The following is a 20,795-nucleotide window of genomic DNA, read 5'->3' on the forward strand; positions in this document are numbered from 1 at the left end:
GACGCAGCCCGCCGATTCGTGTGCTTCGATCGTCGCGATTTCGCGACCGGAGACGGCTGAGAATCAGATCTTGGCGGCGAGACGGGTGGCGCGGTCGATGAGCTCGGGCGCTTCGAGACGGCGGGCGACGTCGGCGAACTCGGCGGTGGGGCCCGTCCAGCGCCACGAGTCGACCGTGCCGACGTCGATCAGTGCCGGATCGCTCACGACGGTGGCGATGTGGCGGAAGAGCACGGCGAGCTCGAGGTTCTCGCGCAACGTCGTGGCCAGCTTCTCGGCGCCGCGGAGACCAGGCACGTCCCACTGGCCGGCCTGCAAGGGGATGTGCTCGAGCTTGCCGTAGCGGGCGAGGACCGCCGACGCGCTCTTCGCACCCCATCCGGCGAGCCCGGGGAACCCGTCGGCGGTGTCGCCGACGAGGCCGAGGTAGTCGGGGATCGACGCCGGCCCGACGCCGAACTTGGTCACGACGCCCGCTTCGTCGATGATCTCGCGCTTGCGGCGGTCGAACTGAACGACGCGATCGTCACGCACGCACTGCCCGAGGTCTTTGTCGGGCGTCACGATCAGCACCTGTTCCACCCGCTCGTCGGCATCGGCGACGGCCGCCGCCACACCGAGGGCGTCGTCGGCCTCGTACTCGACCATCGCCCACACCGTGACGCCCATCGCCGTCAATGCGTCCTCGAAGACGGGCAGCTGGCGGAGCAGTTCGGGCGGCATGCCCTCGCTCGTCTTGTAGCCCGGCCAGAGGTCGTTGCGGAAGCTCTCGATCACGTGGTCGCTCGCCACGCCGACGTGCGTCGCCCCGTCGGCGATCAGTGACAGCGTGGATGCCAGGACGCCGATCGTCGCCGCGTTCTCTCGGGAGTCCTCCCGGCCCGATCGCCCGAAGTTCTGGCGGAACAGTTCGTACGTGCCGTCGACGAGGTGGACCTTCACGGCGGCCACCGTACTGCTGGCTCCGGCCGGCGACCGCCCCGCAGACGTCCGCCGGGGTCCGGCGGGCGTCGGGCGGCGCGTGACCGGGCACCCGAGTGTGGGGCGCCCACCGTCGGGACGCCCGGCACTCGGGCGCGGTTCAACACTCGGATGGGTCGGGTCGCGGAACTACTAGGGGCGGCCGGCGTGGGGGACGTCGACGGTGGTGGCCACGATGGCGCCCTCGCGGGCCTCGCGGCGGGCGTGCTCGAAGAAGTCGGGCGCCGTGCAGATGAACAGCGTGCGCCCGTCGTCACCGCCGAGCATGCACGCGTAGGCAGGCATCGGGGTCGTGATCTCGTCGACGATCTCGCCGCCGAGCACCCGGATCACGTGGCTGCCGAGGGCGTCGGCGATCCACATCGCGCCGTCGGCGTCGAGGCATCCGCCGTCCGGCCCGACGGCGAGGCTGCCCAGCACGGTGTCGACGTCCGCCCCGACCGGCGGCTGCTCGCCGAACGTCGCCCAGTCGCGCCGCTCGCCGAGTGAGCCGTCGTCGGCGATGGTGAAGACGCTCACGCGGTTGCCGAGCGTCTCGTTGACGATCAGCTCGCCGTCGTCGGTGATCACCGAACCGTTGGGGAACAACAGCCCCGCCGCCGCCACGCTCGCCGTGCCGTCGGGGTCGACGCGGACCAGGTTGGCCGGGGCCGGCGACTCGCCGGCCATCAGGTCGAACCCGAAGTTGCCGAGGTACGCCCGGCCCGACTCGTCCACCACCATGTCGTTGGGGTGGCCGCTCACGAACGGCGCCAGGTCGGCGTGGACCGACAGCGTGCCGTCGTCGGCGCGCTGCAGCAGCTTGCGGTCGGTCATCGACACGATGAGCAACGTGCCGTCCGGCATCCAGCCGAGGCCCGACGGCTGCCCGGGCACCTCGGCCTCGGTGCGCAGGTCGCTGCCGTCGGCGAGGACCGACAGCACGCGGTGCTGGTAGAAGTCGGAGAACCACAGCCTCCCGTCGTGCCAGCGCGGACACTCGCTGAAGTGCAGGTCGGGCACGATCGTCGTGATCTCGCGGTCCATGAATCCCCCTCGGAACGGTTCCGCCCGATCATGCCACCGTCACCCGTCCGGCAGCGGGCCCGAGCTCCGCCGCTGCGGGTTGTGTTCACCACCCGTAGCACCTGCGGGTCGTGTTCACATTCGGCGGGGCTTGCGTCGGGCCGGTGAGCGGAACCCGCAGCATCTGCGGGTTGTGTTCACCAACGGCGGCGCGGGTCAGCCGGGCGTGGTGGTGGACGGAGGCGTCAGCGCGGCGTTGATGGTGTCGATCTGCTGCCAGATCGAGTTCGGCTCGTAGCCGTAGGCGAACAGGGCGACGCCGAGCATGCCCTTGTCGACCGACATCTGCATGCGCAGCCTGATGCCTTGGTCGTCGAGGTACTGCACGTGCCGGGTCTGGGTGCACGTGGTGGTGCCGTCGGTCTGCTCGAGCTGGTAGGTGAACGATGTCTCGCCCGTGGTCGGGTCGAAGACGGGCGGTGTCGGGTTGCGCTGCGTCAGCAGTTCGGCGACGCGCCAGCTCGTCTGGCTGATCGGGCCTTCGGCGTTCTCGGGGCACGTGCCGGTGGTTGCCGTGACCCAGTTGTACGCGTACAGCGGGATCCCGAGCACCAGCTTCTCCGGGCTGCCGACCAGCTCGGTGGCGCCATCGATGACCCGCTCGACCCAGTCGATCGGGGCGATCGGACCGGGTTCGCCGCTGAGGATGGAATAGTCGTAGGCCATCACGCGGATCGCGTCGACATACGGGGCGATGCTCTCGTAGTCGTACACCCAGTAGTCGTGGTCGCCATCGACGGCTGCATCGCCGAAGTTCGGCGGCACGCTCACGGTGAGGATCAGCCCCTCTGCGTCGAACCGCTCGCTCAGCTCCTGGATGAACGTCACCCAGTTCGGCCGGGTCGTCTCCCACGTGTCCGACCCGTCGGTGAAGGCGAAGTTCTCGTAATCGAGATCGATGCCCTCGAAACCGTTGCTCGTGGCGAACGTGACGATCGTGTCGATGTGCGCTTGGCGCTGGGTGGCGTCGGCGAGGATGGCCGCCATCGTCCCCTTGCCGCTGCTGTCGAGGATCGACGCAACGAGAGGCACGCCGGCGGCCTTGGCGTTGGCGATGAACTGGCGGCCCTCCTCGGGGTCGTAGCCGGGGTCGTCGATCTCGCCGATCGACGTCGCGCCCGTCGTCTCGAACCAGAATGGAGACACCTGGTGGAAAGCGCTGGCGCGCGTGTTGATGCCCGGGATCGTCCGGTCGAGCTGGCTGGGGAATACCCAGGTGTGGACGTTGAACGGTCCGGGCTCGTAGCTGATCTTGTCGTCGTCGCCCCGAAGGAGGAACCACCAGACGCCGGCGAGGACGAGCACGAGGGCGACGGCGGCGGCGATCAGGACACGCATGCGGTCGGCGAAGAACCCGTTGCCGCGCATCCAGGCCCGGACGTCGACACCCCGGCTGCTGCCGGCGGCGGCGTCCTGCTCGCGCTCCCGCGACCGTTCACGAGCAACGCGGGGCGGGCGGCCGTCGCGTGACGGGGCGATCGGCCGCGGCGGCCGCGGTGGGCGGGTGGGATCCTGGAGCGGAGGTGGCGTGCTCTCGACGATGTCGCCCAGCTGCTCGGGCGTGACGCCGACGAGCGAGTCGAGCAGCGTCCGTCCCGGGGCGGCCGGGATGGCGACGACGTTGGGCACGCCGACGACGACGCACCCGGCGGCCTCGGCGGAGCGGACCCCGGTGGGGGAGTCCTCGATGGCCACGCAGGACAGCGGATCGACCCCGAGCTCTTGGGCCGCCCGCTGATAGGGCTCGGGGTGCGGCTTGCCGTTCTCGACCATGTCGCCGGTGATGACGGCCTGGAACGAGCCGGCGGGCAGCTGCCGGAGGACCTCTTCGGTGATCGCCCGCCACGACATCGTCACGAGCGCCGTGGGCACGCCCGTCCGGTTGAGGGCAGCCAGCAGTTCGGCGGCTCCCGGGCGCCACGGCATGTGGGCCCGGATCCGTTCCCGCACGCCGGCGAGGAGGCGCTCCACGATCTCCTGCGGCTCGAGGCGTACGCCACCGCGGTCGCGGATGATCTCGGCCGCGTCGAGCAGGTCGAACCCGACGATCGAGTGGGCGTCGTCGTCGGTCCACGTGCCGCCGAACTGGGCGACCAGCTCGTACTCGCACGCGATCCAGTACGGCTCGGTGTCGATGAGCGTGCCGTCGAGGTCCCAGAGGACGGCGGCCGGGAGGGAGGTCATCAGGGTTGAAGAGAGGAGAGTTGGAGAGAGGAGATCGGTGGCGTCACGCCGCGCCCTCGGCGTGTCCGCGTCACTCCTGGACGAGCTCGATGAGCGTGCCGAAGCTGCCCTTGGGATGGATGAACGCCACGGTCGTGCCACGGCTGCCCGGCCGGGGGGCGGCGTCGATGGCGATGGCGCCCGCCGCCTTCATCGACTCGAGGGCGGCCCCGCAGTCGGCCACGCGGTAGCCGACGTGATGGAGGCCCTCGCCGCGCTTCTCGATGGCCTTGGCGACGGGCGAGTCGTCACGCGTCGGCGTGAGCAGCTGCACGTAGCTCTCGGCCACCTTGAGCAGGGCTTCCTCGACGCCGTCGGACTCGACGACTTCCCGATGGTCGACCGTGGCACCGAAGGCGCGCTGGTAGTAGTCGATGGCAGCCTCCAGGTCGCGCACCGCAATGGCGACATGGTCGATCTCGGTCAGCAGCATCCGAGCATTCTCGCAGAACGCCCCGCCAGCCGGACAGCAGGGTGTGTGACGAACGCCGCCAGGCCACCAGGTCAAGCGCGGCCTAGCATAGATACAACATGGATACGACCGCCGCCACGCTCGACCCCGAGTCGCTCGCCGACCTCGTCACCGGGCAGACGAACGCGGTCGCCGGCGGTCCCGCCGCGGTCTCCGAGGCCAGCGCTGCCGACCGGGCGTACGCCTACGTCCGGGGCGAGGTGCTGTGCCGCCGCATCGCCGGCAACGACCTGATCACCGAGGGCCAGATCGCCGACGCCGTCGGCGTGTCGCGCACCCCGGTCCGCGAAGCCCTGCTCCGCCTGCAGGCCGACGGCATGGTGCGCCTGCTCCCCAAGCGGGGTGCGCTCGTCCTGCCCGTCACCGCCGAGGAGATGGCCGACGTGCTCGAGACCCGGCGGCTGGTCGAGACGTTCGCCGCCCGCCGGGCGGTCACCGACGGCTCGCCCACCCAATTGGTCGCCGCACTGCAGGCCCACATCGACGACATGCGGGACGCCGCCAAGCGTCGTGACACCGTCGCCTACGTCGAAGCGGACCGAGCGTTCCATCTCGAGATCGTCGCCGCCGCCGGCAACGAGATCCTCACCACGCTGTACCGCTCGTTGCGCGATCGCCAGCTCCGCATGGGCGTCGTCAACCTCCTCGCCGACGGTGACGTCGACCCGGCCCGGATGCGCCGATCCGCCGATGAGCACGAGCAGATCACCCAGGCGATCGCCTCCCGGTCCGTTCGCGCGGTCGACGCAGCAGTCGACGCCCACCTCGACGACGCCGGCCGTCTCCTCAGCCGCCGCCGCTGAGCCTGCGAGCCCACCGATGACGTTCGCCCTCTCGTCCCCGTCCGCGGTCGCTTCCGTCGCCCGATCAGCGGCCGCGTCCACACGCGTCCGCGGCCTCGCCGCGGCGATCGCCGTGTACGCCACCGCCGTCTTCCATCGCTCGTCGCTCGGCGTCGCCGGTCTCGACGCCGCCGACCGCTTCGGCATCTCCGCCGGCGCGCTCAGTGTGTTCGTCCTCCTGCAACTCGGCGTGTACGCGGGGATGCAGATCCCGACGGGTGTCCTGGTCGATCGCTTCGGACCGCGTCGGTTGCTCCTCGTGGCCGCTTCCACGTCGGCGCTCGCTCAGCTGTGGTTCGCCGTCGCTCCGTCCTATGCCGGCGCCCTCGGCGCCCGGGCCCTGCTCGGCGCGGGCGACGCGCTGACGTTCGTCAGCGTGCTGCGATTCGCCTCCCAGCACTTCTCGGCCCGCCGCTTCACGCTCATCGTCGCCGTGACGGGCACGATCGGCTCGCTCGGTGCGGTGGCGGCGACGATCCCCCTCGACGCCGCGCTCCATTCGGTCGGCTGGACCCCGACGTTCGCCGTCGCCGCCCTGACCTCGGTGCTCGCCGCGGCAGCCGTCTTCCGCTTCGTTCCCGACGCCTCGTCCGGCGCCGACGTCGTCCTGCCGCGTCGGGAACGGTCGCCGGTCGACGTCCGGGCATCGCTCGTCCGAGTCGCCTCCAACGTGCGCGCCGCGTGGTCGACGCCCGGCACCCGCGCCGGCTTCTGGGTCCACTTCTCGACGATGACGTTCACGACGATGTTCGGCGTGCTGTGGGGCGTGCCGTACCTCGTCGCCCAGGGCTTCAGCCGCAGCCAGGCGAGCGCCATGCTCACGCTCAGCGTCGCCGCGGGCGCCGCCGCCAGCGTCACCGTCGGCGCCGTGTTCGGGCGCTACCGGGCCGCGCGCGTTCCGTTCGCCCTGGGGATCGCCGCCATCACCGTCGCCGGGTGGTCCGCCCTCCTGCTCGGCTTCGGCGGTCGGCCGCCCCAGTGGCTGCTCGCCGTGGCCGTCGCCGTCACCGCCGTCGGCGGGCCGGCCTCGGGCATCGGCTTCTCGCTCGCCCGTGACTACAACCCGGTGCACCTCGTCGGCACGTCGTCGGGGGTCGTCAACGTCGGTGGCTTCTCGGCCAGCATCATGGCGACGGTCGCCGTCGGCCAGGTGCTCGACCTCGCCGGTGCTGAAGATCCCGGCGCCTTCCGCCTGGCGTTCGCCGCGGCGCTCGTGGTGCAGGCGTTCGGCGCCGTTCAGGCGGTGCGTTGGTACCGGCGGCTCCGCTCGCAGGTGCTCGTCGCCCAGGAGCGCGGCGAGGTCGTCCCCGTCCCGGCGACGCGCCGGCGCTGGGACCACGCCGCCTGACCGGCGCCGCCGATCGACGTTGCGTTGGGTCGGTGTCTGCGCGGTGCCCGATCAGCCGCGGAACGCGGTGATCTTGTCCTCGCCGATGCGGGCGCGCTTCTCGGGATCGTCGATGCCGAGGCCTTCGCGGGGAGCGAGGCACAGCACGCCGATCTTGCCCTCGTGCTCGTTGCGGTGTACCGATCGGGCGGCCTCGCCGACGGCGGTCAGGGGATGCACGGCCGACATGACCGGCTGGATGCGACCCTGGTCGATGAGGCGGTTGGCGGCGTAGGCCTCGGCGTAGTTGGCGAAGTGGCTGGAGATCAGCCGCTTGAGCTTCATCCAGAAGTGGCGGTTGTCGAACTCGACCATGTAGCCCGACGTCGCCGCGCACGTGACGACCGTGCCGCCGCGCTTGCAGGCGAAGATCGAGGCGCCCATCGTCTGGCGGCCCGGGTGCTCGAACACGATGTCGGGGTCCTCGCCGCCGTTGAGCTCGCGCACGCGCTTGCCGAACCGCCGCCACTCACCCTCGTCCTGGGTGTGCTCGTCGCTCCAAAACCGGTAACCCTCGGCCTTGCGGTCGATGACCGCCTCGACGCCGATGCGGTTGAGCAGCTCGACCTTGTCGGGCGACGACACGACACCGATCGGCGTGCCGCCGCCGTTCTGGACGAGCTGGACGGCGTAGCCCCCGATGCCGCCGGTGGCGCCCCAGATCAGCACCGAATCACCCTGCTTCATCTGGGCGCCGTGCCGGCCGACCAACATGCGGTAGCTCGTCGAGTGGCACAGTGCGTTGACGGCGGCCTCCTCCCACGTGAGGTGGGTGGGCTTGGGCATCAGCTGGTTGGCCTTGACCAGAGCCAGATCGGCGAGGCCGCCGTAGTTGGTCTCGAAGCCCCAGATGCGCTGGTTGGCGGCGAGCATCGAATCGTCGTGGGCCGACGGATCCTGGTCGTCGACCGAGTTGCAGTGCACCGTGACCCGGTCGCCGGGCTTCCAGTTGCGCACCGCCGAGCCGACGCGAACGACGACGCCGGCGGCGTCGGAGCCGACGACGTGGAAGTCGCGCGCATGGCGGGCACCCCACTCGCTCTCCTTGCCGAGCCGGTCGAGGAAGCCGAACGTGGGCAGTGGTTCGAAGATCGACGTCCACACGGTGTTGAAGTTGATGCTCGAGGCCATCACGGCGACGAACACCTCGTCGGGTGCCAGCTCCGGCGTCGGGACGTCACCGATGTGGAGGCTCTTGGTGGGGTCCTTCTCGGCCGACGGCATGCCGGCGAACATCTCCACGTCCGACCGCTGGACGTAGGCCGCGCGGTAGTGGTCGGGCAGAGGCAGGTTGGCGATGTCGTCGCCGGATGCGCCGGCCTCGACGGCTTCGAGAATCTGCTGCATCGCCGGATGTTACCCGCGGGTAATCACGCTCAACGAGGCGGCCGGTCAGTCCCTCGATCGCTCGGCCCGGGAGGCGGCGGTGAGTCGGCCGGTCGGTCGGCGGCGAGTCGGCCGGTCAGTCCGCCGGCAGATCGGCAGCGGCGGCGCAGAGGTCGCTGAGGGCGACGAACGACTCGGCGTAGGGCTCGACCAATCCCGTGGCGGTGCCTTCGGCGAGGGCCACGTCGAGCGCACGCTCGCCAACCAGGGCCGCGGCCGCGGCCACCGTTGGATCGCGCAGCTCCAGCGCCCCGAATCGCACGGCCACGGCGTCGAAGGCCTCCCGGGAGGCGGGCTCGTCGGCGAGTGCGGGGTCGGCATTGACCGCTTCGGCCGTGTCGGGATGCTGCACCACCTCGGCGATCGCGCCGAGCACCACCTCGCAGTCGGCGAGTCCCTCGGGGCCGAGCTCGGCGGTCGTGGTCGACGACGCCTCGGCCATCGGCGCCGTGGTGGTCGCCATCCCCGCCACCGTGGTTGCCGTGGATGCCGCGGTCGCCGTGGTCGGGGTCGCGACGGTGCTGGCGGTGGTGGTCGAGGGCGGCGCGCCGGACTGCTCATCGCAGGCCGCGAGCAGCACCACGGCCGCCGCCACGGCGGGGACGGCGGCTCGGACCGTGCGCATGCTCATCACCGGCACCGTACGCACCGTCTTCTGCTGGCGCCAGAACGCCGTGGTTGGGCCTTTCGGCTCCACCAGAACGTTGCGGTGGTTCTGGTGGAGCGAGAAGGTCGTCGTCGAGGCTTTCGGCTCCACCAGAAGGGTTGGTGGCGGGTTACCGGCGGGTAGCTGGCTGGGGGTCGGCGACGGGCCACCCGATACGGTTTGAGCCATGGCTGGTTCATACATCGTCGCTGGCGCCCGTACCCCGATCGGAAAGATGTCCGGCGCGCTCGCCTCGCAGTCGGCCGCCGAGCTCGGCGGTCACGCCATCGCCGCCGCCCTCGAGCGAGCCGGAGTCGCTCCCACCGAGGTCGACCACGTGATCGTCGGGCAGGTGTTGATGGCCGGCCAGGGCCAGGTGCCGTCGCGCCAGGCTGCTGCCAAGGCCGGCATCCCGCTCAGCGTCCCCGCGGTCAACGTCAACAAGGTCTGCCTGTCCGGCCTCAACTCGATTTACCTCGCCAACCAGATGATCGCCGCCGGCGAGGCCGACATCGTCGTGGCCGGTGGCATGGAGTCGATGACGAACGCTCCCTACATCGCCGACGGCGCCCGCGGCGGGTTCCGATATGGCAACACCGAGCTGCGCGACGCGATCATCGCCGATGGACTGTGGTGTGCGTTCGACAACGTGCTGATGGGCCTCGGCACTGAGCGCTACGCCGCCGGCAACATCAGCCGCGGGGCCCAGGACGAGGCCGCCGCACTGTCGCACGAGCGTGCGGCGGCCGCCATCAAGGAAGGCCGCCTCGCCGACGAGATCGCGCCGGTGTCGATCGCCCAGCGCAAGGGCGATCCGATCGTCATCGAGACCGACGAGGGCGTGCGGCCCGGCACCACCGCCGAGAGCCTCGCCGGCCTCCGTCCGGCATTCGACAAGGACGGCACGATCACCGCCGGCAACGCCAGCCAGCTCTCCGACGGTGCCAGCGCCGTCGTGGTGATGTCCCGCGCCGAGGCCGAGCGCCGCGGCGTCACGCCGCTCGGCGAGTTCGTGTCATACGGCATGGTGGCCGGCCCCGACTCCGTGTCGCTGCTCCACCAGCCGAGCCAGGCCATCAACGCCGCCCTCGGACGCGCCGGTCTCTCCGTCGGCGATCTCGACCTGATCGAGATCAACGAGGCCTTCGCCGCCGTCGGCATCGCGTCGATGGCCGACCTCGGTGTCACGAACGAGATCGTCAACGTCAACGGCGGCGCCATCGCCCTCGGCCACCCGATCGGCATGAGCGGCAACCGTCTCGCCCTCACCGTGCTGCACGAGCTCAAGCGTCGCGGTGGCGGCACCGGCGCCGTCGCCCTGTGCGGCGGCGGTGGTCAGGGCGACGCTCTCATCGTCCGCAGCGTCTAGCTCGCTTCGCTCGCAGACGCTGCGGCCGAGGGGTTCGTCCGCTTTCGCTCGCTCGTTCCTCGCTCGCTGCAGCGGCCGAGGTTCTTGCACGCCCCCGCCGCCCCGCAAAGCCGGGGCAGCGGGGCGGCTGAAGAGCTCTCTGGCGTCACTGCAACTCTCGGCCCTCTCGGGGTCTTCCATCCCCACTGCCCGCCTCGCTCCGCTCGTTGGTCGCTGCGCGTCGGCTCTCCGATCCGCGCGTTGATCGCGTGGCTCAGGGGTGATGGCTGGCGGCAGCGTCGTCCGCGCGTTGATCGGGCCCTTCGGGCCTCGGTCACGCTCGATCGGCGGTTGGCTCGGTGGCCACGTCGGGCGCGGTAGAGGCGCTCGGCGCCGCGTGGGCGTCGAGGTGGGCGATGTTGGTGAGGCGGGACCAGACGAGGGCCAGGGTGAGGCCGGAGCCGGCGAAGGCGAACCAGAAGGGGGCGGTGAGGCCCCAGACCTCGGCGATCCAGCCACCGATCGCCTGGCCGATCACGATGCCGAGGAACACGCCGACCATGTACACGCTGGCGATACGACCCTGCAGCTCGATCGGCACCGCTCGTTGCCGGATCGCCTGTGACACCGCCCCCCACACGAACGCGTACGAGCCGAACACGAACATGATGACCAGCGCGACCGCGCCCGAGGTCGTCACCGCGAACGCCAGATGCGTGAGCACCTCGAGGGTGAGGCACACGCGCATCAGCAGCGCCATCGGGACCCGCCGATGCAGCGCGTCGAAGCCCAGCGTGGCGATCACGCCGCCGATCGCCATCGCGGTCGTCAACAGGCCGTAGCCGACCTCGCCCATCCCGAGGTGGTCGCGGGCGTACAGCACGAGCACCGACCAGGCCGCGCCCCACGTGACGTTGAACGTGACGATCACCAGCGTGAGCGTGCGGATCGGCGGATGGGCGAGCAGCCAGCGGAACCCTTCGGCCACATCCCGCCGCAGGTGACCCGATCCCTCGCGGACCCGTGGGGTGGCGGCGATGCGGCCGACGAGCACGACGCCGAGGAGCACGAGCACCGACTGGCTCACGAACGGAACGGCCGTCCCGGCGGCGTAGAGCACGGCGCCGAGGGGAGGGCCGACGAGCTGGTTGGCGGTCACCAGTCCGGCCTGGATGCGCGAGTTGGCCACGACGAGGTCGTCGCGTGGCACGAGCATCGGCACGAGCGTGCTCGTGGCCGTGTCGGCGAACGTCTCGGCCGTCCCCAGGAGGAACATCACCGGCAGCACGACGGCGATCGACACGACGTCGCCGACGATGGCGAGCGCCAGCATCACCAGCACTCCGGCGCGGACGGCGTTGGCGAGCCGCACGAGGAGACGGCGGTCGTGCCGGTCGGCAATGGCCCCCGCCCACAGGCCGAAGAGGAGCCACGGCAGGCGCTGCAGGAGGGCGGCCAGGGCGACGAGGAAGGCGCTGTCGGTCTGGTCGGCCACCAGCAGGGGACCGGCCGCCAGCGCCAGGCCGTCGCCGATGTTCGTCACCCACGACGACGCCAGCAGCCAGCGGAAGCTCCGGCCCATGCGCGGCGGAGCGACGGCGTCCAGCACACGACTCACGGTCAGACGACGCTACGTGGTCGGTTCGGCGGCATCGAACGAGTTTCCCCGTGGGCGATGAGTTCGCGGGTCGGGCGGCGTCTTCGCGACGACTGACCACTTGAGGAGGCACCCATGCCGCGTCACCTACCGACGACACCCCTCGCCCCGGCGCCGCAACCGTCCGTGGCGTCCCGCACCGAGTGGCAGGCCGAGCTCGATCGGCTGCTGACTCGTGAGAAGGCGCACACGAGGGAGAGCGACGCGATCGCCGCGCTCCGACGCCGCCTGCCGATGACCCCCGTTGCACCCGACGCGACCGTCGTCGGGGCCGCCGGTGAGGTGCCGTTCGTAGAAGCGTTCGACGGGCGGCGCATGCTCGCCGGCTACTTCCACATGTGGCACGACGGCAAGGCGTGGGAAGGGCAGTGCGAGGGGTGCACCGTGATCGCGTCGCACATCCAGACCCCCTTGGCGTACCTGCACCAGCGTGACGTGACGCTGGCGATCTTCTGCGAGGGCACCTACGCCGAGAGTGCCCCGTATGCCGAGTTCCTCGGCTACCGCACACCCTGGTGGTCGGCTCGCGAGTCCAGCGTGGTCGCGGGACGTGGGTTCGGGTTCTTCGCCTTCTTTCTGCGGGACGACGACGACAACGTCTTCGAGACGTACTGGACCACGGGCAGGGGCACGGAGCTGGCTCTGTGGTCGTACGCGCTGCTCGATCGCACCGCCTACGGCCGCCAGGAGGCGTGGCAGGACTCGCCGCCGGGCTGGCCCACGCTCGACGTCAGCGACGGCTCGATCGCCGACGTCGGCGGACAGCAATGGCGGGTCGACGGTCGTCCCACCGTGCAGTGGCAGGTCACCGACGCGCCTGCCGGCTCCGACGGGCGCTGAGGCCACCACGCCCCGCGTTCGTGTACTGGATCTGTCCCGCGGACGGGCCAAGACCAGTACAGGAACATAGGGCAGCGTTGGGTCAGGCGCGGCGGAGCCACGACTCGGCGTGGCGGAGCCGACGCTCGAGCTGCTCCACGGTGGCCTGGGCCACCTTCTCCACGCCGGCCAGCCGATTCAGCTCGGCGTTCACCTTCGAGTGCTGCCAGCCGGTGATCATCGCCAGCTCGCGGGCCGCCTCGGCGTTGAAGTCGCGCAGCCGGCGCTTGTACTCGACGCGTGTCATCGTCGGATCGCCGCCGTTGCTTCCGCCCGGCGCGGAGGCGAGTGGCGGCGGGTCGCCGAACTCGATCACCACGCCGGGCTCGTCCTCGCCGCCCTCGCCGTCGGACATCGACGACAGGTCGTCGTCCCACGGGGCGTCGGGCTCGTCGTGGTCGGTCGCCACCGCCGAGATCACGGCGAAGAGGCTGAGCTGCTCGGGCTCGTCGGGCTTCTGCTCGTCGAGGGCGGTGGGATCGACCTCCGGCGCCGGATCGTCCTCGTCCTTGCGCCGCAGGCTGTGCCGGCGTTCGTCGGCGATCTGGAACGCCCGGGCGCGCAGCCGGGGATCGTCGGGAAGGAACAGGAACGCCTGATGTCGTTTGGCGCCCCGCCGCCAACGCACGAGACGGCCGACCGCCTGCCGGAAGAAGAGCTCGGTGGTGGTCGTCGTGGCGTACACGCCGACACCGAGACGGGGGATGTCGACACCTTCACTGACCATCCTGACGGCGATCAGCCACGGGTCGCTGCTCGCCGCGAAGCGGGCGATGCGGGCCGACGCCATCGGGTCGTCGCTGGTGACCACGACCGGGTCGACCCCGAGACGCCACCGCATCAGCTGGGCGATGCCCCTGGCGTGGTCCTGGTCGGTGGCGATCACGAGTCCACCGGTGTCCGGGTCGGCCGCCCGCAGCGCGGTCAGGCGCTCGTGGGCGCTCTTGAGCACCGTCGGCAGCCATTGCCCCTCGAGCGACAGCGCCGTGCGGAGCCGCTGGGCCGCGCGGTTGGCGTCGAGGGCGTCGTCGAAGCTCGCCGACATCTCGCTGCCGTCCGGCGCGATCCATTCCATGTGGCCGCCGGTTCGCGGGAAGTACACCGGCCGGACCACGCGGCCGTCTCGAAGGGCGTCGGCGTAGCCGTACGTGTAGTCCGCGCGTGCCTCGTCGAGCACGTAGTTGACGAAGGGGATCGCCGACGTGTCCGATCGGAAGGGCGTACCCGACAGGGCGAGGCGACTGCGGGCGTTGCCGAAGGCGATGCGGATGGAGTCGCCCCACGCCCGGTCGTCGGCGGCGTGGTGGATCTCGTCGAGGATCACGAAGGCGTCGTTCGCCAGCCCACGCAACACCTCGGCCGACGATGCGACCTGCTGATACGTCGTGACGATCCCGTGGAGGTCTGGCGCGAGGCGGCCGCTCGACGGCGACCATGCCGGGTCGAGGTGCAACGCCATCCGGTGGGCGGCTGCCGCCCACTGCACCTTCAGGTGGGCCGTCGGAGCGACGACGACGAGCCGGCCCGGCGTGCGCCCGAGCGCATAGCGCGCCGTGGTGAGGGCGAACGTCGTCTTGCCGGCGCCCGGGGTGGCGACGGCGAGGAAGTCGGGGGATTCGGAGGCGGTGAAGGCGTCGAAGGCGGCCTTCTGCCACGGGCGAAGACGGATGGCTCGGGTCATGCAGGGGGGATGGGAAGGGGGGGACTGCGAGTCTGGCGGGAATCGGCGCCGCTCGCTCGCTACTCGCTGAGTTCCCGCCGCCCTTCGAGCGCCCGGCCCAGCGTGAGCTCGTCGGCGTACTCGAGGTCGCCGCCGACGGGCAGCCCGCTGGCCGGCCGGGTGACCTTGAGGCCGAGGGGCTTGAGCTGACGGGCGAGGTACATCGCGGTCACCTCGCCCTCGGTGTTGGGGTTCGTGCACAGGATGATCTCGTCGATGCCCTCGGGCTCGATGCGGGCGAGGAGCTCGCGGATCTTCAGCTGCTCGGGCCCGATGCCCTCGAGCGGGCTCATCGCGCCGAGGAGGACGTGGTACCGGCCCTTGAACTCGCCCGTGCGCTCGACGGCGACGATGTCGCGGGACTCCTCGACGACGCAGACGACCCGGCTGTCGCGGCGGTCGTCCCGGCAGAACCCGCACAGCTCCTGGTCGGTGACGTTGAAGCAGCGGGTGCAGAAGCGCACCTTCTCCTTGGCCTCGCGAATGGCCGTGGACAGGCGCAGGACGTCGTCGGTGGGGATCTTGAGGAGATGGAAGGCGATGCGCTGGGCGGATCGGGGACCGATGCCCGGCAGGCGCCCGAGCTCGTCGATGAGCGTCTGGACGGGAGGGGAGTAATTGCTCATTCTCGTCCTTGCGGCTCGATGCGCTGCGCACCGGGGAAGGCCTCGGCGATGCGGTCGAACGCCGATTCGTTGCCGGTGATGGCCGGGCGCGACTCGTCGATCTCGTCGAACGCGTCGAAGTCGGGTTCGGGCGATGGCTCTGGCACGGGGGCGTCGTCGGGCGCCGCGGCGCTCGGCCGACCAGCGGGCCGGGCCGGCGACGACGCCGGCGAGTCGGCCCCGTGGCCCCCCCAGGCGATCGTGACGTCACGCCCGGTGGTCTCGCGCCACGCCTTCTGCACGGCTGCGGCCTCGGCGGCGCACTTCTGCTGGTGGGTGGGGTTGGGCGCGGCGAACGTGACGATGCCGTCGGCGTGGCCGACGAACTCCACGGCGGCGAACAGCGGCTTGGCGAGGCCGCGGAGCGCCGGGCGGACCCGGTCGTCCCACTCGGATCGGATGTCGGTGAGCGAGACCTGGGCGGGAGCCGCAGCCGAGGTCGGGGGAGGAGCGGCCGGTTGTGACGGCGCAGCAGCCGCAACGGGCGCGACGGGCGAGACACGATCCGGTGTCGCGGCAGCGGGCGTGGGCGGTACGGCAGACGCGGGTGCGCCGGCGTCCTGCGCGGCCACCCCGTGGGTGGTGGGTTCGGCGGCCGGCTCGGACTCAGCGCCCGCCGGGGCCGGTTCGGCGGAAGCGGCGGTCGCTGCGGCGCGCTTGGCCCGACCGCCGAGCGTGGCCCGACCGGTGGCCGGGTCGACAGGCGCCGGGCGCGCCGCTGGGACCGCGGCCTGTGCCGCTTCGAGCTTGGCGACGCGGGCGGCGAGCGCGGCGATGTCGGCACCCCCGGCACCAGCGGCCCCCGAACCGGCGTCGCTCGGACGGGTGAGCTGCACGAGGACGACCTCGACCAGGACTCGGGGGTCGGGAGCATGTCGCAGCTCGACGAGGATCTGGCCGAGCTTCTCGATGGCCGACACGAGCGCCGGGGCGCCGAGACGCTGAGCCTGGGCGGCGAGGGCATCGACGGCGTCGGCGGGGAGTTGCACGAGATCGGGCGCCATCAGGGCGAGGAACCCGTTGCGGAGGTGCTTCACCATCTCCTCGGCCACGGTGCGCGGGTCGTGGCCGGCATTGACGAGGTGAGCCATCGCCGTGAGGGCCTGGCCGGTGTCGCGCTCGATCAGCGCCTCGACGAACTCGTCGAAGCTCAGCAGGTCGCCGACCTGCCCGCCCGAGTTGGCGATCAGTTCGAGCGCCGACAACGTGTCGCGGGCCGACCCGGCACCCTGGCTGACGGCCGCGGCGACGGCATCGTCGTCGATGTCGAGGCCGGCGTCGGACGCGACCCAGCGCACGTGCTCGGCCAGGGTGTCGGGCGAGAGCAGGTGGAACCGGATGTGCTGGGTCCGGCTGCGGATCGTGTCGATGACCTTCTCGGGGTTGGTCGTGGCCAGCACGAACACGACGTGGCTCGGTGGCTCTTCCAGCGTCTTCAGCAGTTTCGCCGACGCCGCCGGGCTGAGCATGTGCACCTCGTCGAGGATGTACACCTTGTGGCGGCCCGGCGACCCGAGGTTGACGCTGCTGATGATGCGCTCGATGTCCTCGACCTTGTTGTTGCTCGCCGCGTCGAGCTCGTGCACGTCGTAGCTGGTCCCCCGCTCGACATCGACGCAGGAGTCGCACTCGCAACACGGCTCACCGTCGACCGGCCGCTCGCAGTTGAGCACCTTGGCGAGGATGCGGGCCGAGGTGGTCTTGCCGGTCCCACGCGGCCCGGAGAACAGATACGCCTGACCCTCGCGGCCCTGGGCGACGGCGTCGCGCAAGGCGCGGACCACGTGTTCCTGGCCCTTGATGTCACCGAAGCGGCGGGGCCGATAGCGGCGGTACAGCGATTGCGAGGCCACGCGGCGAGCCTACCGACACCCTGCTACAGGGTTTCCGGCCACGGCGCAGCCGCCGGGCCGGAACGTCCGGGACCTGCGCGTGGCCCCTCACCAGGCGCTCCGCTGACTACCGTAGGTCGCTGGTGTCCACATCAGCCCCTCCACCCGAACGGTGCTCCACCCGTCGCGCCCTCGCGCCGTTCGCCGTGCTGGCCGCCCTGCTGGGCGCCTTCGTCGGGCTGCTGATCACGGCGTCGGGCTCGTCGGTGGTCCACGCCGCCAACGAACTCGCCGAGTCGAGCCCGGAGAACGGGGCCACCGTGCCGCCGCAGCTCACCCAGATCGTCCTGGTCATGGCCAACGAGGTCACCGGCCAGCCGCAGGTCAGCCTGGTCTGTGACAACAATCCGGTGCTGCCCGGCTCCACCACGCTCGGACCCGACGCCAAGACCATCACGGTGGCGCTGGCCGGTGTGCTTCCCGAGGGTGAGTGCAACCTCACGTGGGAGGTGTTCACGGCGGACAACGAATCCGACGGCCAGGGCCGCCTCTCGTTCGAGGTGGCCGCCGGCGCCGCAGCCGCAGGCGCAGATCAGGCGGCCGACGCCGGAGCGGCCACCGACACCGCAGCCGCCGACACCGGGAGCAGTTCGAGCAGCGTGCGCTCCGCCGCGTCGGTGTCCAACGGTGGCATCTGGCTGGGCCGGATCCTGTCGATCATCGGCATCTCCGTGCTGTTCGGGTCACTCGTCCTCATCGTCGCCGCCTGGCCCGAGGGGCCCGAGTACGTCCTGGCCCTGCGCTTCCTCCGCACGGCGTGGATCGTCGGAGCTGCCGGCACGCTCATCTACGTCATCGCCCTCAGCGCCGCGGTGAAAGGCGAGTCGTTCGGCAACGGGCTCAACCCCGGCGCGTGGTTCGATCTGTTCGACGCCGGCTGGGGCGGACGGGCGGCCGTGATGCGCATCGTCTTCGTCGCCGCCTCGTTCTGGGTGGTGGCGCGCCCCGAGCGCGTCATCGATCCGACCACCAACATGCTCGCCCTCGGGATCCCGGCCCTGGCCGTGATCACGCTGGGCCTCTCCCGCACCGGCGGATCGATGGCGGCCCTCGGTGTGCTGGCGTCGATCGCCCACGTCCTCGCCATCTCGGTGTGGTTCGGCGGCGTCGTCCTGCTGGCCCGCGTCGTGCTCGCCGGACCCGGCGAGGAGGACCTCGTCCACGCGGTGCACGGGTTCGGCCGGGTCTCCAATCCGGCCATCGTGGTCACCGTCGTCAGCGGACTCGTTCAGCTCTACCGCCAGGTCGGCGGCGAGCTGTTCAGCACCGGCCACGGGCGTGTGCTCCTGCTGAAGACGGTGGCGGTGGCGGCGATGCTGTTCGTCGGCATGACCGCCCGGCAGGTCGCCAACGCCAAGCTGGCGCGGGCGAGCGAGCTGTCCGTGCGCACGGCCGACCGCATGCGGCGGGCGTTCGGCACCGAGGCGGCGATCGGGCTGGTCGTGATCCTGCTGACCGGCTGGCTGCTCACGATGACGCCGGGCAAGGTACCCGACGGCGGGGGCGGCGGCAACTTCGCCATCCACGAGGAGGTGTTCGACGAGGCGACCGGCCTCGACCTCGACATCTACCTCGAGCCTGGTGTCGTGGGTCAGAACCGCCTCGTGGTGCGGGTGAACGAGCCCGAGACGGGGCTCACCGGGCTGTCGATCACGTTCACGCCGCCGAGCGACGCGCCGGCCGAGGTGTTCGGGGTCACGCAGGCGATCCCCGAGCTGACCGGCCGCGGCGCCGCGGGCACGTCCGACGGCAACGGCATCCCGCTCGGTGTCGCCGGCATCTGGACGATGACCGTCAGTGCGGCCACGTCGGCCGGCACGTTCCCGGGCGGCGAGTTCCGGATCTCCATCGCCAACCCCGATGGCTCGGTCCCCACGGCCACTCCGGCGCCGCTCCCCGCCGCCACCACCACCGAGCCGGGCGGGTTCGTACTCACCGATCCGCCGGCAGCCGAGACCGTGGTCACCACCGCCGGCTGAGCCTGGCTATCCCGCGGCGCCGACGAGTTCGTAGAAGGACACTGGGTCGGCGACGTCGAGCTGGTCGTAGCGGCAGCTCGACGGCTCGCGATCGGGCCGCCACCGCACGAACGACACACCGTGGCGGAACCGGCCGTTCTCGAGCTGGCCGAACGTCACCTCGACGACCCGCTCGGCGCGCACCGGCACCCACGACAGGTCCTTGCCGGCGTTCCACCGGCTGGTGGCACCGGGCATGCGCTGCGGCGGCGCCGCGTCGGGATCGAGGGCGTTGGCGAGCGGCTGCTGCATCGACGCCCACTCGCCCCAGGGATGGTCGTCGTTGGCCCCCTCGGTCAACGGTGTCAGTTCCTCGAGCAGCTCGCGGCGGTACTTGGCGGTGAACGACGCGGCGACGCCGACGTGGTGGAGTCGGCCGTCGTCGTCGTAGAGGCCGAGGAGCATCGACCCGACCCCCTGACGGTCCTTGTGCACCCGGAAGCCGGCGAGCACGCACTCGGCGGTGCGCTGGTGCTTGACCTTCACGAGCGCCCGCTTGTCGGGCTGGTAGGCCTCGCCGGCCGGCTTGGCGACGATGCCGTCGAGGCCGGCGCCCTCGAACCGGGAGAACCACTGGGCGGCGACGTCGGGGTCGCTGCTCGCCGGGGTCATGAACACGGCGGCGTTGGTCGCGAGGATCCGCTGCAGCTCGGCCCGGCGGTCGTTGAGCGGCCGCTCGAGCCACGACTCGTCGCCGAGGGCGAGCAGGTCGAACGCCACGAACACGGCGGGCGTCTCGGCGGCGAGGCGACGAACGCGTGACTCGGCGGGGTGGATGCGCTGGAGCAGGGCGTCGAAGTCGAGGCCGTGGCCGTCAGAGTCGGGGATGACGATCTCGCCGTCGACGATGGCCTTGGGCGGCAGCGCGTCCCGCAGGGGGTCGAGCAGTTCGGGGAAGTAGCGGGTGAAGGGCCGCTCCTTGCGGCTCGCCAGCTCGATCGCGTCACCGTCGCGGGCGACGATGCAGCGGAACCCGTCCCACTTCGGCTCGTAGAGCCAGCCGGCGCCGCCGGGAGCCTCACCGGTGGGTATCGCCGTCGCCAGCTTGGCCAGCATCGGCTTGACGGGCAGATCCACGGGAAAGCTCATCGACCGGCCACCGTATCGAGCGCGACCACGACCGGCGACGGCACCGTCACGTGGTGGACTCGCCGGCGTGGAGGCGCACGAGGACGTCCAACGTGGACATCCAGCCGATGGTGTAGTTCGGGCCCGTCTCGGGGTCGGTCCACGGGCCCTGGTGCTCGATGTCGACCTGGGTCCCTTCGCCGACGGTCGTGAACCCGATGTCGACACGCTCGAGCGGGCCGTCCGAGTCGCCGTCCTGCCAGATCCACGACCACGCGACGTGGCGGCGATCGTCCAGCTCGAGCACCGTGCCCCGGACGGCGAACCCGGCGGAGGGAACGGCGAATCGGTAGCGGCCGCCCGGGCGCGGGTCGAGCTCGTGCGTGGCGTCGAGCGTCGACCACCACCACGATTCGATGTCGGGGAGGGTCGTGAAGGCGGCCCAGACGGTGTCGATCGGCGCCGGCACGATGCGGCTGAGCCGAATTCGGTCATGGGTGTCCTGGTCGGGCTGGGTGCTCTGGTCGGATGCGCTCATCGTCGGTT

The 20,795-nt window shown here is 71.3% G+C and carries 17 protein-coding genes; 5 read left to right on the forward strand and 12 right to left on the reverse strand.

The genetic code is table 11. The features are described 5' to 3' along the window. Window positions 1–63: 63 nt before the first annotated feature. The 4 genes from DN771_RS02145 to mce all read right to left on the reverse strand — a co-directional run bounded on the left by DN771_RS02145 (window position 64) and on the right by mce (window position 4,702). Window positions 64–942, reverse strand: coding sequence for a 5'-3' exonuclease (locus DN771_RS02145; RefSeq protein ID WP_116995782.1), 879 nt, complete (start codon window positions 940–942; stop codon window positions 64–66). Window positions 943–1,113: 171 nt separating this feature from the next. Beyond that, entirely contained in the window at window positions 1,114–2,007 is an 894-nt protein-coding gene (locus tag DN771_RS02150) for an SMP-30/gluconolactonase/LRE family protein (protein WP_116995647.1), read from the reverse strand. Between the two features lie 195 nt (window positions 2,008–2,202). Then, window positions 2,203–4,230, reverse strand: coding sequence for an HAD-IA family hydrolase (locus DN771_RS02155; RefSeq protein WP_116995648.1), 2,028 nt, complete (start codon window positions 4,228–4,230; stop codon window positions 2,203–2,205). Between the two features lie 70 nt (window positions 4,231–4,300). Continuing rightward, complete coding sequence (gene mce, locus DN771_RS02160) at window positions 4,301–4,702, reverse strand: methylmalonyl-CoA epimerase (RefSeq protein ID WP_116995649.1); 402 nt, start codon at window positions 4,700–4,702, stop codon at window positions 4,301–4,303. Window positions 4,703–4,800: 98 nt separating this feature from the next. Between mce and DN771_RS02165 the strand changes: the two genes are divergently transcribed. Together DN771_RS02165 and DN771_RS02170 are read left to right on the forward strand one after the other, a co-directional pair. Continuing rightward, window positions 4,801–5,544, forward strand: a complete 744-nt coding sequence (locus tag DN771_RS02165; protein ID WP_116995650.1) for a GntR family transcriptional regulator — start codon at window positions 4,801–4,803, stop codon at window positions 5,542–5,544. 16 nt (window positions 5,545–5,560) lie between these two features. Continuing rightward, window positions 5,561–6,931, forward strand: a complete 1,371-nt coding sequence (locus DN771_RS02170; RefSeq protein WP_116995651.1) for an MFS transporter — start codon at window positions 5,561–5,563, stop codon at window positions 6,929–6,931. Window positions 6,932–6,982: 51 nt separating this feature from the next. Here DN771_RS02170 and ccrA read toward each other — a convergent pair whose 3' ends face one another. Then, a complete protein-coding gene (ccrA, locus tag DN771_RS02175; protein ID WP_116995652.1) occupies window positions 6,983–8,317 on the reverse strand; it encodes a crotonyl-CoA carboxylase/reductase in 1,335 nt (444 codons plus the stop codon). Between the two features lie 115 nt (window positions 8,318–8,432). After that, window positions 8,433–8,987, reverse strand: a complete 555-nt coding sequence (locus DN771_RS02180; protein WP_162941443.1) for a hypothetical protein — start codon at window positions 8,985–8,987, stop codon at window positions 8,433–8,435. Between the two features lie 202 nt (window positions 8,988–9,189). On the opposite strand from DN771_RS02180, the gene DN771_RS02185 reads away from it, so the two are divergent. Then, window positions 9,190–10,371, forward strand: a complete 1,182-nt coding sequence (locus DN771_RS02185; RefSeq protein ID WP_116995654.1) for an acetyl-CoA C-acetyltransferase — start codon at window positions 9,190–9,192, stop codon at window positions 10,369–10,371. 313 nt (window positions 10,372–10,684) lie between these two features. Here DN771_RS02185 and DN771_RS02190 read toward each other — a convergent pair whose 3' ends face one another. Next, on the reverse strand, window positions 10,685–11,968 hold the full coding sequence (locus DN771_RS02190; RefSeq protein WP_205528374.1) for an MFS transporter: 1,284 nt from the start codon (window positions 11,966–11,968) through the stop codon (window positions 10,685–10,687). Window positions 11,969–12,082: 114 nt separating this feature from the next. Here DN771_RS02190 and DN771_RS02195 point away from each other — a divergent pair, with 114 nt between their 5' ends. After that, window positions 12,083–12,847: a DUF899 family protein gene (locus DN771_RS02195; protein ID WP_116995655.1), complete on the forward strand. Its 765-nt coding sequence runs from the start codon at window positions 12,083–12,085 to the stop codon at window positions 12,845–12,847. 82 nt (window positions 12,848–12,929) lie between these two features. Here DN771_RS02195 and DN771_RS02200 read toward each other — a convergent pair whose 3' ends face one another. From DN771_RS02200 to dnaX, 3 genes are read right to left on the reverse strand one after another with little or no spacing between them, the layout of a single operon-like run. Further along, window positions 12,930–14,567, reverse strand: coding sequence for a DEAD/DEAH box helicase (locus DN771_RS02200; protein WP_116995656.1), 1,638 nt, complete (start codon window positions 14,565–14,567; stop codon window positions 12,930–12,932). A gap of 59 nt (window positions 14,568–14,626) precedes the next feature. Beyond that, the gene (recR, locus tag DN771_RS02205; RefSeq protein WP_116995657.1) at window positions 14,627–15,232 is read right to left on the reverse strand and encodes a recombination mediator RecR; all 606 of its coding nucleotides are present in this window, start codon (window positions 15,230–15,232) and stop codon (window positions 14,627–14,629) included. Then, window positions 15,229–17,124, reverse strand: coding sequence for a DNA polymerase III subunit gamma/tau (gene dnaX / locus DN771_RS02210; RefSeq protein ID WP_116995658.1), 1,896 nt, complete (start codon window positions 17,122–17,124; stop codon window positions 15,229–15,231). The genes recR and dnaX overlap by 4 nt, the downstream gene beginning before the upstream one ends. Window positions 17,125–17,246: 122 nt before the next feature. Here dnaX and DN771_RS02215 point away from each other — a divergent pair, with 122 nt between their 5' ends. After that, window positions 17,247–19,142 carry a CopD family protein gene (locus tag DN771_RS02215; RefSeq protein ID WP_116995659.1) on the forward strand — a complete coding sequence of 632 codons (1,896 nt, stop codon included), beginning with the start codon at window positions 17,247–17,249 and terminating at the stop codon, window positions 19,140–19,142. Window positions 19,143–19,148: 6 nt separating this feature from the next. On the opposite strand, the gene DN771_RS02220 is transcribed toward DN771_RS02215, so the two are convergent. Together DN771_RS02220 and DN771_RS02225 are read right to left on the reverse strand one after the other, a co-directional pair. Beyond that, window positions 19,149–20,270, reverse strand: coding sequence for an ATP-dependent DNA ligase (locus DN771_RS02220; RefSeq protein ID WP_116995660.1), 1,122 nt, complete (start codon window positions 20,268–20,270; stop codon window positions 19,149–19,151). A gap of 46 nt (window positions 20,271–20,316) precedes the next feature. Further along, window positions 20,317–20,787 (reverse strand): SRPBCC family protein, encoded by a 471-nt coding sequence (locus tag DN771_RS02225; RefSeq protein WP_116995661.1) that lies wholly within the window; start codon window positions 20,785–20,787, stop codon window positions 20,317–20,319. Window positions 20,788–20,795 lie beyond the last annotated feature (8 nt).

It is taken from the genome of Desertimonas flava (genome assembly GCF_003426815.1).
GTDB classification, from domain to species: domain Bacteria; phylum Actinomycetota; class Acidimicrobiia; order Acidimicrobiales; family Ilumatobacteraceae; genus Desertimonas; species Desertimonas flava.

Coding starts and splice junctions, on each gene's coding strand:
- DN771_RS02150 (WP_116995647.1), bottom strand. CDS start 2,007: ATGGACCGCGAGATCACGACGATCGTGCCCGACCTGCACTTCAGCGAG.
- DN771_RS02155 (WP_116995648.1), bottom strand. CDS start 4,230: ATGACCTCCCTCCCGGCCGCCGTCCTCTGGGACCTCGACGGCACGCTC.
- mce (WP_116995649.1), bottom strand. CDS start 4,702: ATGCTGCTGACCGAGATCGACCATGTCGCCATTGCGGTGCGCGACCTG.
- DN771_RS02165 (WP_116995650.1), top strand. CDS start 4,801: ATGGATACGACCGCCGCCACGCTCGACCCCGAGTCGCTCGCCGACCTC.
- DN771_RS02170 (WP_116995651.1), top strand. CDS start 5,561: ATGACGTTCGCCCTCTCGTCCCCGTCCGCGGTCGCTTCCGTCGCCCGA.
- ccrA (WP_116995652.1), bottom strand. CDS start 8,317: ATGCAGCAGATTCTCGAAGCCGTCGAGGCCGGCGCATCCGGCGACGAC.
- DN771_RS02180 (WP_162941443.1), bottom strand. CDS start 8,987: ATGAGCATGCGCACGGTCCGAGCCGCCGTCCCCGCCGTGGCGGCGGCC.
- DN771_RS02185 (WP_116995654.1), top strand. CDS start 9,190: ATGGCTGGTTCATACATCGTCGCTGGCGCCCGTACCCCGATCGGAAAG.
- DN771_RS02195 (WP_116995655.1), top strand. CDS start 12,083: ATGCCGCGTCACCTACCGACGACACCCCTCGCCCCGGCGCCGCAACCG.
- DN771_RS02200 (WP_116995656.1), bottom strand. CDS start 14,567: ATGACCCGAGCCATCCGTCTTCGCCCGTGGCAGAAGGCCGCCTTCGAC.
- recR (WP_116995657.1), bottom strand. CDS start 15,232: ATGAGCAATTACTCCCCTCCCGTCCAGACGCTCATCGACGAGCTCGGG.
- DN771_RS02220 (WP_116995660.1), bottom strand. CDS start 20,270: ATGAGCTTTCCCGTGGATCTGCCCGTCAAGCCGATGCTGGCCAAGCTG.
- DN771_RS02225 (WP_116995661.1), bottom strand. CDS start 20,787: ATGAGCGCATCCGACCAGAGCACCCAGCCCGACCAGGACACCCATGAC.